The sequence below is a fragment of the Archangium sp. genome (assembly GCF_036277355.1).
Taxonomy (GTDB): Bacteria; Myxococcota; Myxococcia; order Myxococcales; family Myxococcaceae; genus Archangium.
Map to the genome: position 1 here is coordinate 147,552 of NZ_DASUNC010000146.1, position 13,034 is coordinate 160,585.

At 69.5% G+C, this 13,034-nt stretch carries 11 protein-coding genes and 2 tRNA genes; 8 read left to right on the forward strand and 5 right to left on the reverse strand.

The features are described from left to right. Nucleotides 1–47: 47 nt before the first annotated feature. On the reverse strand, nt 48–1,277 hold the full coding sequence (locus tag VFZ09_RS35965) for a hypothetical protein (protein WP_329732281.1): 1,230 nt from the start codon (nt 1,275–1,277) through the stop codon (nt 48–50). Nucleotides 1,278–1,519: 242 nt separating this feature from the next. On the opposite strand from VFZ09_RS35965, the gene VFZ09_RS35970 reads away from it, so the two are divergent. Next, nucleotides 1,520–2,620 (forward strand): NADH:flavin oxidoreductase, encoded by a 1,101-nt coding sequence (locus tag VFZ09_RS35970; protein WP_329732282.1) that lies wholly within the window; start codon nt 1,520–1,522, stop codon nt 2,618–2,620. A 32-nt stretch (nt 2,621–2,652) separates the two neighbouring features. Here VFZ09_RS35970 and VFZ09_RS35975 read toward each other — a convergent pair whose 3' ends face one another. Further along, the gene (locus tag VFZ09_RS35975; RefSeq protein WP_329732283.1) at nt 2,653–3,441 is read right to left on the reverse strand and encodes a DUF4336 domain-containing protein; all 789 of its coding nucleotides are present in this window, start codon (nt 3,439–3,441) and stop codon (nt 2,653–2,655) included. 11 nt (nt 3,442–3,452) lie between these two features. Next, nucleotides 3,453–4,241: a CHAP domain-containing protein gene (locus tag VFZ09_RS35980; protein WP_329732284.1), complete on the reverse strand. Its 789-nt coding sequence runs from the start codon at nt 4,239–4,241 to the stop codon at nt 3,453–3,455. A gap of 134 nt (nt 4,242–4,375) precedes the next feature. Between VFZ09_RS35980 and VFZ09_RS35985 the strand changes: the two genes are divergently transcribed. The 7 genes from VFZ09_RS35985 (at nt 4,376) to VFZ09_RS36015 (ending at nt 10,770) form a co-directional block, all read left to right on the forward strand. Continuing rightward, a complete protein-coding gene (locus VFZ09_RS35985; protein WP_329732285.1) occupies nt 4,376–6,064 on the forward strand; it encodes a HEAT repeat domain-containing protein in 1,689 nt (562 codons plus the stop codon). A 70-nt stretch (nt 6,065–6,134) separates the two neighbouring features. Beyond that, nucleotides 6,135–8,162, forward strand: a complete 2,028-nt coding sequence (locus tag VFZ09_RS35990; RefSeq protein WP_329732286.1) for an ATP-dependent helicase — start codon at nt 6,135–6,137, stop codon at nt 8,160–8,162. Nucleotides 8,163–8,186: 24 nt separating this feature from the next. Next, on the forward strand, nt 8,187–9,815 hold the full coding sequence (locus tag VFZ09_RS35995) for an Hsp70 family protein (RefSeq protein WP_329732287.1): 1,629 nt from the start codon (nt 8,187–8,189) through the stop codon (nt 9,813–9,815). Between the two features lie 8 nt (nt 9,816–9,823). After that, nucleotides 9,824–10,249: a hypothetical protein gene (locus VFZ09_RS36000; RefSeq protein ID WP_329732288.1), complete on the forward strand. Its 426-nt coding sequence runs from the start codon at nt 9,824–9,826 to the stop codon at nt 10,247–10,249. A gap of 19 nt (nt 10,250–10,268) precedes the next feature. Beyond that, nucleotides 10,269–10,547 carry a hypothetical protein gene (locus VFZ09_RS36005; protein ID WP_073567106.1) on the forward strand — a complete coding sequence of 93 codons (279 nt, stop codon included), beginning with the start codon at nt 10,269–10,271 and terminating at the stop codon, nt 10,545–10,547. 52 nt (nt 10,548–10,599) lie between these two features. After that, nucleotides 10,600–10,671, forward strand: a tRNA-Val gene (locus VFZ09_RS36010). Nucleotides 10,672–10,698: 27 nt separating this feature from the next. After that, a tRNA-Val gene (locus VFZ09_RS36015) sits at nt 10,699–10,770 on the forward strand. A 66-nt stretch (nt 10,771–10,836) separates the two neighbouring features. Here VFZ09_RS36015 and VFZ09_RS36020 read toward each other — a convergent pair. Together VFZ09_RS36020 and VFZ09_RS36025 are read right to left on the reverse strand one after the other, a co-directional pair. Further along, nucleotides 10,837–11,823 (reverse strand): TerC family protein, encoded by a 987-nt coding sequence (locus tag VFZ09_RS36020; RefSeq protein WP_329732289.1) that lies wholly within the window; start codon nt 11,821–11,823, stop codon nt 10,837–10,839. 38 nt (nt 11,824–11,861) lie between these two features. Beyond that, nucleotides 11,862–12,761: a zinc metalloprotease HtpX gene (locus VFZ09_RS36025; protein ID WP_329732290.1), complete on the reverse strand. Its 900-nt coding sequence runs from the start codon at nt 12,759–12,761 to the stop codon at nt 11,862–11,864. Nucleotides 12,762–13,034: the final 273 nt, after the last annotated feature.

Here is a 13,034-nt window from a genome sequence, read left to right on the forward strand (position 1 = left end):
TGCGCATGCACTCTCTCCCTCTGGGAGAGGGCACCCATGAGGCCGCTTCAGCGCTTGCCAGGGGCTGGCGCGGAGGGCTTCTTGGTCTCGGGCGCGGCGGGTTTGGCGGAGACGCTGTTGCTCGCCGTCTTCGTGGCCTTGGGCGCGGGCTCCGCGGGCCTGGGCGCTGGCGCGGACACGTGGCCCACCGCCAGGACCGGCTTCAGCGACTCCTGAAGCTCTCCGCGCACCACCGCGCGGACGTCCTCCCGTACCGCCGCCCGCACCTCCCGCCGGATGAGATCCTCGAGCGCCTCCTCCCGCAGGGCCGCCTTCAGCTCGCTCCGCACCAGGTCCTTCAGGTCCCCCTGCAGCTCGCCGCGCAGACCGGCCTTGAAGTCCGTCAGGTCCGTCTTGAGCGCCGCATCCAGCCCCTTCACGTCCTTCTGGAGCGGATCCACCGCCTTGCTGATGCCCTCGAGCGTGGCGCCGGTGACGGCCATGATGAGCTGCTGGGTGCTCTCGCTCTGGCTCTTCAGCTCCGTCTTGAACGAGCCCAGCGCGTCCCGCATCGCGCCCAGCGAGGCGATCTCCTGCTTGAGGTCCTCCAGCTCCTGGGAGCGGGCATCCAGCTCGTCCTTCTTCTGCGCGAGCATCGCCTGGGTGTCGCGCAACAGCAGGGTCTGCTGGGAGCAGCGCGTGTCGATGGAGAGCAGGTTGGCGTAGGTGCTGCCGGTGATCTGGCACATCGTCAGCGTCTCCTGCTCGTCGAGCAGCATGAGCGAGATGCTCAGGGCGAACATGACGATGGCGAGCATGGACAGCGCGGCGCCCCGTGCGACGCGCAGGGTGAGGCCCTGGCGGCCGAGCCAACCCCGCCGCTGCAGGCCGAGGACTCCGGCCAGCGAGATGACCACCAGTGACAGGAGGGACAGCAGCTTGCCCGGGGAGATCTCCAGCACGAGCCTGGAGAGGAGCTGGATGGATTGCCACGTGGAGCTGTTCTCGAGGTCGAGCTCGGGGCGGGCGGTGCCGTTGTCCCCGACGCCCCAGGAGGGCTGTTTCACCTGGCAGCGCGTGCGCATGTCGCTCGCCCAGGAGGGCATGTCGTTCACGAGCGGGGTGCTCGGGCACAGGCCGAGGATGTACTTGGTGGTGCCGGTGGTGAAGGCGTGGTGGATGCGATGCCGCTCGGTCGCCTTCGCGAGGGCCCAGTTCCACGTGGAGCCGAGGGCGGCGATCGCCAGGGCGAACGCGAGCCAGGGCAGGGCCTTCTTGGCGAAAGTACTCAGCGACATCGGTGGCGGCTCCTTTGGGGGGGGCCCGTGGGAGGGGGGGAACGGCGCTCCGGAAGGATCCCCCAGCCGTCCACGGGGAACAACGAGCCCTCCGGGCGACTGTCCTGCACCGCGAGTTGTGGCGCCCCCCTCTGGGAGTCCACCTCCGCTGATTGCCGGCATCATCACTTCTAAATGCCCACGGGGAGTGGAAGGGTTAATCAGCCGCTTCTGAACGCTTCACCCCCGGAGTGCCCCCCCCGATGGCCGCAGACGCCCTGTTCCGCCCCTTCACCCATAAGTCGCTGACGCTGAAGAACCGCATCGTCATGGCCCCCATGACGCGCTCGTTCTCTCCGGCAGGTGTCCCCACGCCCGAGGTCGCCGCGTACTACCGCCGCCGGGCCGAGAACGAGGTGGGCCTCATCCTCTCGGAGGGGACGGTGGTGAAGCGGCCCTCGGCCAAGAACGATCCCAACGTGCCCGACTTCCATGGCGAGCAGGCGCTGGCGGGCTGGAAGCGCGTCATCGACGAGGTGCATGCCGGGGGCGGGAAGATGGGCCCCCAGCTCTGGCACGTGGGCTCGGCGCGCAACCCCATGACCACCTGGGTCGCGCCGCCTCCGGTGGATACGCCCTCCGGCCTGTCCTCTCCGGGCAAGAAGTTCACCGAGCCGATGACGGACGAGGCCATCGCCGACACCATCGCGGCCTTCGGCCAGGCGGCGGCGGACGCGAAGCGGCTGGGCTTCGACGTGGTCGAGATCCACGGCGCGCACGGCTACCTGATCGACCAGTTCTTCTGGGCCGGCACGAACGTGCGGACCGATGCCTACGGGGGTGCCACCATCGCCGAGCGCGCCCGTTTTGGCGCCGAGGTGGTGAAGTCCATCCGCGCGGCGGTGGGCAAGGACATGGTCATCATCCTGCGCCTGTCGCAGTGGAAGCAGCAGGACTTCACCGTCAAGCTCGCCCAGACGCCCAAGGAGATGGAGTCCTGGCTCACGCCGCTCGTGGAGGCGGGCACGGACATCCTGCACTGCTCGCAGCGGCGGTTCTGGGAGCCGGAGTTCGAGGGCTCGGAGCTCAACTTCGCGGGCTGGGCCAAGAAGCTCACGGGCAAGCCGACGATCACGGTGGGCTCGGTGGGGCTGAGCGGTGAGTTCACGGCGGCCTTCCGGGGCGAGAGCTCCAAGCCCGCGTCGCTCGACAACCTGCTGCGCCGTCTGGAGCGGGAGGAGTTCGATCTCGTGGCGGTGGGCCGCGCGCTCCTGGCGGATGCGCAGTGGGCCCGCAAGGTGCACGAGGGCCGCCAGGACGAGCTGCAGGACTTCCACAAGGAAGCGCTCGCGAAGCTGGCGTGACGGGTGAGGGCAGGAGCCCGGCTCGGAGCGCGTCAACGCAGCCAGGCGAACGCGCGCTCGAGCTGGGCTGTCGCATCCTCGAGGTCGAAGCGGCCGTGCGCGAGGAGCACCCGGCGAGGCTTCCAGTCCAGGATTCGCCGGTAGCAGGCGCGCGCCTGGGGTTTGCGGCCCCAAGTCGTCGCCTGCACCTCGCGCGGCGTTTGCCCCGGCCACATCGTGCCGCCGAGCTCGAGCAGCCATCGCAGTCGTGGCCGGACACGCTCTCGTTCGAGTGCCATCACCAGATCCGCCAGGATCAAGGTCGAGGACGCCTTGTGGAAGAACACGACCTCTTCCATGAAGCGGCTGCCTCGGAAGATGAGCTGTCCGATGTCTTGCGCCCATGACGAGGGCGCGTCGTCGCCGAGATCGGCATCGAAGGGGACATCGAGCTTCTGGGAGCGTGCACGCTCACGGACTCCCGGGGAGGCCCAGGCCGTCGCACGCGGATAGCGCTTCTTCCAGGCCGGGATGGCCGCGTAATGGAACCTGTTCGGCGAGACGAGATGCTCGACGGGCCCGAGCGCATCGAGCTGCGCGAACAGTTCTGGCGTTGGAGCCGTTGGAGACCACATCCACAAGCCGCCCGAGCGCAGACGGATGATCGCCATGCGCGTGGGAAACGGCAGGGAGACCAGGCCATAGCTCATCTTGATGACGGGCCCATCTACCCACCAGAGCCCATCGGAGAGCGGCTTGAGTGTCGAGAGCGGCGCGTAGGGCAGTATCCCGTCGCACCACCCCGCAGTGTCGCCAGTGCTCTTCCGGTTTTCCGATGTCATGGCCTTGTCTCCTACCGACGGGCCACGGCCGCCGTGGACTTCGCGGGCTTGGACTCGGGCAGCACGGAGCCGTAGGAGGCGAAGAGCTGCCCGGTGAGCACGGGCATCTTCCCCGGCCCGGGCACGCGCAGCATGTCGTTGAGCACCTCGCCCGTGCGCGGATCCCTCCGCAGGCCCGGCTTCGCGAGGTTCATCCGGTAGCGCACCACGCCCCGCTTCACCCGGTGGATGACGACGACGGTGCCATCGCTCTCCACCTCGTCCACCAGCCCCACGTGGGTCAGCCCGTCGTTGCGGCGCCCATCGCGGTTCTGGTCATACGTCTCCCGGAAGAACACCAGGTCTCCCGGCTTCGGCTTGCCCCGGGTGAACACGCGGCCATGGTCCCGGGCGTAGCGGTAGATCGCCGTGACGCCGTTGTCCCCGGCCACCCCGGAGCCGCGGAAGGAGACCCCGGCCCGCGCATACACGCCCTCGACGAAGCCGGTGCAGTCATCCGGCCACGTGCGCCCGGCGACCTTCACCTTGCGGCTGCCCACGAGATCCCTCGCGGTGGCGAGCACGTTCTCGCGGCTCGCGGCGGGCGGGGGAGGGCGCACCTGCCTGCGCGGGGCAGGCGAGGAAGCAGGCGCGGCGGCGGGCCTGGCGGCGACCTCGCTCAACGGCGCCTTGGGCGCGGCGGCGGGCGTCAGGGGGCTGTAGCGGTAGCTCGAGGCGAGCACGCTTCCGCCCATGGGCCTGCCGGTGGCGGCACATCCGGTCATCACCAGCAGTCCGGCGAGCAGCACGCAGAGCCTCATGTCGCGACCTCCCTGTAGCGAGTCCACGCCCCGATGGTCGGGCGGACCGGGTGTGTCGTCAAAAAACCTACCCAGCCAGGCGAGCGAGAAAGCCCGGTTTTTTCACCCGGAGACGTGGTGGTAATCCTGGGGTGATGCGCAAGCTCCGAGCCCTCTCCCTGCTGTTGTTGCTGACCGGCTGTGGCGCGCCCCGGGCGTACCAGCGGGCGCGGGACGCCGACACGCTCGAGGCCTATCGCGCCTTCCTGCGCGAGTACCCGGTGGGAGACGACGCCGAGGCCGCCGAGGTGCGCGTCACCGAGCTGGAGTTCGAGGAGGCCTCGAAGCTGCACACGGTGCTGGCCTACAAGCGTTTCCTGGATGCGAACCCGGATGCGCCGCAGGCGCGGGCGGCCCGGGCGCTGCTGGAGGGACTGCGCTTCAACGCGGCGAAGGAGGCGGGCACGGCGGCGGCGCTGCGGCAGTTCCTGCGAGACCATCCCGAGGGGGCCCAGCGCGAGGAGGCGCAGCGGCTCCTGAGGGAGGCGGAGCTGAAGGAGCTGTCCACGACGAAGGACCCGCGGCAACTGCGCGAGTACCTGCGCGAGTCGCCGGATGATCCGCGCCGCCTGCAGGTGGAGTCGCGGCTGGACGACGAGAGCTTCGCGCGGGCGGAGACGGCGGGGGCGGGGCAGCTCTTCGTGTACCTGCGGGACTTCCCGGCGGGGCGCTACCGCGAGCAGGCGAAGGTGAAGCTGCTGGCGCTGGAGGTGGAGGGGCTGCTCGTCTCGGGGCTGCTGGAGGAGGCCGAGGCGCGCGTGGCGGGGCACCCGCTGGGGACGAAGCTGAAGGACTTCCCGGCGCGCCTGGCCCGGGCCCGTGCCGAGCGCGTGGCGCTGCGCAGCACCGAGCCCCTGGCCCGGTCCGCGCAGGTGGAGCACTACCTGCGGAGCCTCGAGGATCTGCGGGCCGCGCTGGTGTCGCCGGACCCGATGGACCGGTGGCAGGCGGCGGAGGAGCTGGGCCAGCACGTGTCGGTGAAGGCGGTGGACCCCTTGCTGGAGACCTTCCGCGCGGGGCGCAATCCGCTCGTGCGGCAGCGGGCGCTGGACGGCCTGCGGACGGTGCTGAGCGCGCTGCCGAAGCCGGTGGCGGACTACGAGGTGGCGGTGCGGCTGGAGTCGCTGCGCGAGAAGGCGGGCAGCCCGGAGCTGTACCTGTCCATGGCGGCGCTGTTGGACCTGTCCGGCCGGCTGGGCGAGGCGGCCACCGAGTACCAGCGGGCCTTCGTGCCGGAGGATCCGGATCCGGTGGTGCTGCGGCGCTGGGTGCGGCTGCGCGAGGAGCGGCGCCAGTCGTTCTCGGCGGCGGTGGCGGCGCGGCAGCTGGCGCTGTGGGCGCTGCGGGTGGCGCGCGAGGAGTCCATCTCGCCCGAGGGCAACGTGCCCCTGGCGGCGGCGCGGCAGCTGTGCGCGGCGGTGGACAACGCGCGCATCGCGTCCGAGGCGATCGCCCGGGCCCGGAAGACGAACACCGAGTTCCCCGAGGACCTGGACGGCTTCGCGCTGACGGCCTCGGAGGCGCTGAAGCTGTCGGAGGCGCGGCTGGCGGACGCGGAGCTGCTGCTGCGCGAGCGCACTCCCGGGGCGCGCACATGCGGGGACGACGCGGTGCGTGAGCGCCTGGAGAGCGCCGTGTCCGAGCGCCGCGAGGCCCTGCGCGCGGTGGGCGCGAAGCTGCCGAAGCTGGCGCCGCTGCTGCTCGAGGTGGCCCGGGAGCGGGATCCCTCCCCGGAGATCCGCGCCGAGGCCGCCGCCCGCCTCACGGCGCTCCAGACCCACTGAACAGGTATTCTCCTCCGGGGGAGACCCACCCGATCCGGCAGGTCAGACCGACCAGTAGAGTGAGCCATCCATGGCCACCCGCACGTACACGCTGAAGGCCGCGACGGCGACTCCCGCGCCGCGGATCGACTATGCGCGGCTGCTCAACGAGGAGCAGCTGCTGGCGGTGGAGGCGGGGGAGGGGCCGGTGCTGGTCATCGCCGGGGCGGGCTCGGGCAAGACGCGCACGCTGACGTTCCGGGTGGCGCGGCTGCTGGAGCGGGGCATCCCTCCCGAGGGCGTGCTGCTGCTCACCTTCACCAACCGGGCCGCGCGGGAGATGACGCGGCGGGTGGAGGAGCTGGCCGGGGCCTTCGCGGACGTGCGCCAGCTGCTGAGCGGCACCTTCCACCACGCGGCGCACGTGCTGCTGCGCCAGCACGCGGGGGCCATCGGCTTCTCGCGCGACTTCACGGTGCTGGATCGCGAGGACGCGCGCGACCTGATGTCCTCGTGCATCGCCGAGCGCAAGCTGCCCCGCGAGCGGCGCTTCCCCAAGGCCGAGGTGGTGTTGGACCTGGTCTCCATGGCCGCCAACCTGCAGCTCTCCGTGGCCGAGGTGCTGGTGGAGCGCCGCCCGCAGTTCCTCCCCGTGGCCGAGGACGTGCTCGCGGTGGCCCGCCGCTTCGCCGAGCGCAAGGGCCGCATGCACCTGATGGACTTCGATGATCTGCTGGTGATGCTCAAGCGGCTGCTCGTGGACAACCCCATCATCCGCGAGCAGCTCGTGGACCGGTTCCACTGCGTGCTGGTGGACGAGTACCAGGACACCAACCGGCTGCAGGGCGAGCTCGTGGATCTGCTCGCCGGCGAGCGCCGCAACCTCACCGCGGTGGGCGACGACTGCCAGTCCATCTACAGCTTCCGGGGCGCGGACTTCACCAACATCATCGACTTCCCCAAGCGCTACCCGGGCTGCGGCATCTACCCGCTCACCCGCAACTACCGCTCGACGCCGGAGATCCTCCGGCTGGCCAACGCCTCCATCTCGCTCAACCAGCGCCAGTTCTCCAAGCAGCTCATCTCCTCGCGGCCCCCGGGGCCGGTGCCCGTGCTCGCGTGCACCCTGGATCTGGATCAGCAGGCCGCCTTCGTGGCCCAGCGGGTGCTCGAGCTGCGCGACGGGGGCATGCCCCTGGAGCAGATGGCGGTGCTCTACCGCGCCCACAGCCACTCCATCGAGCTGCAGCTGGAGCTGGTCCGCCGGGGCATCCCCTTCCGGGTGCGCTCGGGCGTGCGCTTCTTCGAGCAGATCCACGTGAAGGACGTGCTCGCCCACCTGCGGTTGGCGGGCAACCCGCGGGACGAGCTGGCCCTCAAGCGCGTGGTGAAGCTGGTGCCCGGCATCGGTCCCGCCACCGCCGAGACCCTCTGGGAGGCGCTGCTCGCCCTGCCGCCGGAGCTGTCGCTCGTGGAGGGCATGGCCCGTCCCGAGGTCCAGGCCGAGCTCCCCCGGAAGGCCGCCGCCGGCTTCGCCCGGCTGATCCAACTCCTCGAGCGCTTGGGGGCCCCCGGGTCGAATTTGACACCAGGACAGATGATCCAGGAGGTGCTGGCGGGAGGCTACGGCGAGTACCTGCGGACGGAGTTCCCGGAAGAGGAGCGGCGCGAGGACGACATCCGGCAGCTGGCGGAGTTCGCCGGGCGCTTCGAGGCGCTGCCGCGCTTCCTGTCGGAGATCGCGCTGGTGGCCGAATTCTCGGCCCGCGAGGCGACGGGAGAGCCTCCGGCGGAGAGCCTCACGCTGTCCACCGTGCACCAATCCAAGGGGCTGGAATGGCAGGCGGTTTTCGTCATCTCGCTGGCCGAGGGCCGTTTCCCGCTGCCGGGAGCCGCCCAGACGCCGGACGAGGTGGAGGAGGAGCGCCGGCTCTTCTACGTGGCGGCCACCCGGGCCAAGGACGAGCTGGCGTTGTGCTACCCGATCTCCGCCGTCCTGCGAGGAGGCGAGCGGGCGGTCCTCCGGCTTTCCCGCTTCGTCGAGGAGCTGCCGCCAGGCGAGGAGGCGCCCTACGACCGGCTGATCGTGGAGACGAGAACTGCGCAACCCGGCTCCTGACGTGATACAGAGAAGTACTCCACCATGGCGGACAGACCTCGCATCATCGGGATTGATCTGGGAACGACCAACACACTGGTCGCGTCCGTGAAGAACCGCATCCCGAAGATCGTCCCCACGGATCGCGGCAATCTGATCCTGCCCTCGGTGGTGGCGCTCTCCGGCAAGGGCGAGCTGCTGGTGGGGGGCGTGGCCAAGGATCAGATGGTCACCAACCCGAAGAACACGCTCTACGGGACCAAGCGCCTCATCGGCCGCAAGTACCAGTCCCGGGTCGTCGACGACCTGAAGGGCTACTTCAAGTACGACATCGTCGAGGCCCCGGACGGGGAGGCGGCGGTGACGCTGGGCGGGCGCATGTACACGCTGCCCGAGGTCTCCAGCTTCATCCTCAAGCAGCTCAAGACGATCGCCGAGCAGTTCCTGGGCGGCCCCATCGACGAGGCCGTCATCTCCGTGCCGGCGTACTACACGGACAGCCAGCGCCAGGCGGTGAAGGAGGCCGGCAAGCTCGCCGGCTTCAACGTCAAGCGCATCGTCAACGAGCCCACCGCGGCGGCGCTCGCCTACGGCTTCAACCGCGGGTTGGATCAGAAGATCCTCGTGTACGACCTGGGCGGTGGCACCTTCGACGTCTCGGTGCTGCACCTGACGGGCAACGTCTTCGAGGTGCTGGCCACCGGGGGCGACACCTTCCTGGGCGGCGTCGACTTCGACAACCGGGTGATGGACTACGTGCTCGAGAAGTTCTGGGAGGAGACCAAGGTCGACCTCTCGCAGAGCCCCATCGCCATGCAGCGCATCAAGAACGCGGCCGAGGCGGCGAAGATCGATCTCACGCTCATCCCCAACGTGGTCATCGACCTGCCCTACATCGAGGAGCGCAAGGGCAAGCCGTTGGACCTGCGGATTCCCCTGACGCGCGAGAACCTCAACGCGCTCACCATGGATCTGGTGGACCGCACGTTCGAGATCTGCGACCGCGTGCTGGCGGAGAAGGGCATCCACCGCTCGGAGATCGACGAGATCATCCTGGTGGGCGGGCAGAGCCGCATGCCGCTGGTGCAGCAGCGGATTCAGGAGCACTTCGGCAAGCCGCCGCGCAAGGGCGTGCACCCGGACGAGTGCGTGGCCCTGGGCGCCGCGCTGCTGGCGGACTCGCTGGGCACCATCGACTCGGTGACGCTGCTGGACGCGGTGTCCATGCCCATCGGCTACGCGCTGCCCAACGGGCGCGTGCGCCGGGTCATCGAGAAGAACTCCATCATCCCGCTGGTGAAGAGCTTCCGGCTGCCTCCTCCGAAGGATCCGGGCGCGCCCTTCATCGAGATGGACATCTTCCAGGGCGACAGCGACCTGATGGTGGACAACGAGTACCTGGGCACGCTCCGGGTACCGGCCGAGGCGGCGGGGCGGAAGATCGACTTCCGGCTCAACGAGGAGTGCCTGCTGCAGGTCATGGTCGAGGAGCCGGGCGGCCCCCGGCGGATCGAGCTGGCCACGCGGGACACGCCCGAGCTGCTCAAGAAGGAGCTGGCGCGGGTGGCCGAGGAGCGGGCCCAGAAGGCCGAGCAGGCGGCGTCCACGCCGTCGTCCCACCAGGAGAGCAGCGGGCTGTTCTCCAAGGTCAAGAGCATCTTCCGTAGGGGGTAGGCGGCGGCATGGCCACGTTCCCGTCCAAGGAGTGGTGTGAGGAGGCGGTTCGGCTGGTGAACTCGGATCCGGAGAGCTCGCTCGCCGCCCAGGGGTGGCAGGGAGAGATCGGGGTCATCGTCGACGCGGAGCCGGGCAAGCTGGCTCGGGCCTTCGTGGCGCACCTGGTGCCGCGCGGCGGCCGCATCGAGAAGCTGCGCGTGCTGGATGAGCCGGACGATCTGGACGAGCTGGATCCCGCCTACCTGGCGCGGGCGCCCTACACGGTGTGGAAGCAGTTGCTGCAGGGGAGCCTGGATCCCGTGGAGGCGGTGCTGCGGCGGCGCATCGCGGTGAAGGGAGACCTGCAGCAGCTCATCGAGCGCCTGCGGTTCAAGGGCATCGCGGATCGCGTCTTCGGGGCGCTCAAGACGGAGTACGTGGACGGGCCATGACGGCCCGCGGGGGGCAGTCATGAGCATTCGCCGCAACCTGAAGAAGCAGGCCCTGGGCGTGTCGCAGAAGGCCATGGAGAAGCTGCTGGCCGACGAGAAGCGGGCCATGGCGGTCGCCCAGGCGCTCGGCTCCGTGCAGCGGGGCAAGCAGGCGCTGGACCGGGGCCAGGAGGAGCTGATGAGGGCGCTGAGCTTCGCGACCCGGAGCGACTTCAAGGCCGTGGGCAAGAAGCTCTCCGGCCTCAAGCGCCGGCTGCGCGAGCTGGACGAGCGGCTGGAAGAAATCGCGCGAGAATAGCCGTTGACAGGGAACACGGCGGGTGGCATCTACCCACCCGTCGCTTCGTCGGGGGCGCATAGCTCAGCGGTAGAGCACTGCCTTCACACGGCAGGGGTCCCAGGTTCGAATCCTGGTGCGCCCACTCCGACGGGTCCCGATCACCGCAATCGGGCGCATAGCTCAGCGGTAGAGCACTGCCTTCACACGGCAGGGGTCCCAGGTTCGAATCCTGGTGCGCCCACAAACACAGAGGCCGTGAGTCCCCAGGGGCTCACGGCCTCTGTGTTTTCCGGGCCTGCCCCGGAGCTCACTCCGCCGCGGGCGCCGGCTGCCCCCGCGAGGCCAGGGCCTTGTCCGCCCCGGCCCGCTCCAGCGCCCGCGCCTTCAGCAGCGAGGCCACGATGGAGCCGCCCAGCAGCAGCGCGATGACTCCCAGCGAGACCGCGGGCGGCACCTTCACCACGTCCACCAGCGCCATCTTCGTGCCCACGAACACCAGCACCGCCGACAGGCCCACCTTCAGGTAGGAGAACTTCTCCACCGCCCCCGCCAGCACGAAGAACAGCGAGCGCAGGCCCAGGATGGCGAAGATGTTCGACGTGAACACCAGGAACGGATCCGTCGTCACCGCGAAGATGGCCGGGATGGAGTCCAGCGCGAACAGCACGTCCGTCAGCTCCACCAGCACCAGCGCCATGAACAGCGGCGTGGCCAGCTTCTTGCCATTCTCCACCGTGAAGAAGTGATCCTTGTCGAAGCGCGGCGTGGACGGGATGACCCGCCTCGCCAGCTTCATGACCGCGCCGTCCTCCGGGTGCTCCTCCTTGTTGCGCTGCAGGAAGAGCTTCACCCCCGTGAGGATGAGGAACGCCCCGAAGACGTAGATCAGCCAGTGGAAGCGCTGCAGCATCGCCACGCCCGCGAAGATCATCGCCGCGCGCAGCACCAGCGCGCTCAGGATGCCCCAGAACAACACCCGGTGCTGGTACACCGCCGGAATCTTCAGCGCCGAGAAGATGACGACGAAGACGAAGATGTTGTCGATCGACAGCGACTTCTCGATCAGATAGCCCGTGAGGAACTGCATCCCCGGCGTGGGCCCGAACTTCCACCAGATGCCCAGGTTGAACACCAGCGCCAGCGAGATCCACACCCCGCTCCACGTCAGCGCTTCCTTGAACTTCACCTCGTGCGTCTTCCGGTGGAAGACGCCCAGGTCCAGCGCCAGCATCAACAGCACGAATATGATGAACCCCGCCCAGAGGGCGGGGCTGCCTACACTCTGCATGTCCATGAAGGGATGTCTTTCTTTGTGAAGGGGAGGGGAAGCCGTCAGCGGGCGAAGGGGAGGGCGCTCCCGCTCCAGCCCCGGGGCGTGGACATCCGCAGGGCCTGCTCACGCAGCCGCCGCACGCGCTCCTCCGTCCGCGGGTGCGTCGAGAAGAGCGACAGGATGCTCTGCATCCCCGCGAAGGGGCTCACGATGAACAGGCTCGCCGTCGCCGGACGCCCCTCCACCGGCAGCGCCATCGCCCCCGCCTCGAGCTTGCGCAGCGCGCTCGCCAGCGCCTCCGGATCTCCGGAGATCTCCCCGCCCGTCTGGTCCGCCAGGTACTCGCGCGAGCGCGAGATGCCCATCTGGATGACCGTGGCCGCCAGGGGCGCCACCAGCGCCAGCGCCAGCGTCTGCAGCGGAGAGAGGCCCTCCTCTCCGTCCTCGTCCCGGCCCAGGAACATCGAGCCGAACATGCCCACCGCGTGCGCCATGTACGTCACCGCCGACGCCACCGCCGCCGCGATGGTGGACACCAGGATGTCCCGGTTCTTGATGTGCGCCAGCTCGTGCGCCAGCACGCCGCGCAGCTCCCGCTCGTCGAGCACCTCCAGGATGCCCGCCGTCACCGCCACCACGCCGTGCTCCGGGTTCCGGCCCGTCGCGAAGGCGTTCGGCTGCGCCTCGTTCATCAGGAAGACGCGCGGCTTGGGAATGCCCGCACGCGCCGACAGCTCCTCCACCATCCGGTGCAGGCCCGGCGCTTCCCGGGGGCTCACCTCCTGCGCCCCGTGCATGCTCAGCACCAGCTTGTCCGAGTAGAAATACGCTCCCAGGTTCATCGCCAGCGACAGCACCAGCGCGCCGAGGAGGAAGCCCTTTCCCAAGGCCGCGCCGATGCCGATGAGCACCACCGACAACACGCCGAGCAGCAGCAGCGTCTTGATCTGATTCTTCATGCTTTCTGAATTAAAGGCTCCTCGACAATTCGGCAAATAGGTAATAGGGGCGCAATCCTTCGGGAAAACCGAGGGAGAGCGGCCACTCTTCACCTCGTCTCCAGGACAGACAGGCGAGCCTGGGGCCCGGACCTGGGGGCGGGATGATGGAGTGTCGGCTTGTGTTCAGGGGCCCGAAACCGGCTGGATCCGAATGTCCACCGGGCTCGTGAGCACCTGGCCGGTCCCGGGAGCGGTGAGCGGGCGTGGAGCCATCCGCGCCGTCCTGTCTCC

What these genes read in the sequence shown, in the direction of transcription:
- VFZ09_RS35985 (WP_329732285.1), top strand. Translation starts at nt 4,376, where the DNA reads ATGCGCAAGCTCCGAGCCCTCTCCCTGCTGTTGTTGCTGACCGGCTGT.
- VFZ09_RS36005 (WP_073567106.1), top strand. Translation starts at nt 10,269, where the DNA reads ATGAGCATTCGCCGCAACCTGAAGAAGCAGGCCCTGGGCGTGTCGCAG.
- VFZ09_RS36000 (WP_329732288.1), top strand. Translation starts at nt 9,824, where the DNA reads ATGGCCACGTTCCCGTCCAAGGAGTGGTGTGAGGAGGCGGTTCGGCTG.
- VFZ09_RS35970 (WP_329732282.1), top strand. Translation starts at nt 1,520, where the DNA reads ATGGCCGCAGACGCCCTGTTCCGCCCCTTCACCCATAAGTCGCTGACG.
- VFZ09_RS36025 (WP_329732290.1), bottom strand. Translation starts at nt 12,761, where the DNA reads ATGAAGAATCAGATCAAGACGCTGCTGCTGCTCGGCGTGTTGTCGGTG.
- VFZ09_RS35965 (WP_329732281.1), bottom strand. Translation starts at nt 1,277, where the DNA reads ATGTCGCTGAGTACTTTCGCCAAGAAGGCCCTGCCCTGGCTCGCGTTC.
- VFZ09_RS35980 (WP_329732284.1), bottom strand. Translation starts at nt 4,241, where the DNA reads ATGAGGCTCTGCGTGCTGCTCGCCGGACTGCTGGTGATGACCGGATGT.
- VFZ09_RS35975 (WP_329732283.1), bottom strand. Translation starts at nt 3,441, where the DNA reads ATGACATCGGAAAACCGGAAGAGCACTGGCGACACTGCGGGGTGGTGC.
- VFZ09_RS35995 (WP_329732287.1), top strand. Translation starts at nt 8,187, where the DNA reads ATGGCGGACAGACCTCGCATCATCGGGATTGATCTGGGAACGACCAAC.
- VFZ09_RS36020 (WP_329732289.1), bottom strand. Translation starts at nt 11,823, where the DNA reads ATGGACATGCAGAGTGTAGGCAGCCCCGCCCTCTGGGCGGGGTTCATC.
- VFZ09_RS35990 (WP_329732286.1), top strand. Translation starts at nt 6,135, where the DNA reads ATGGCCACCCGCACGTACACGCTGAAGGCCGCGACGGCGACTCCCGCG.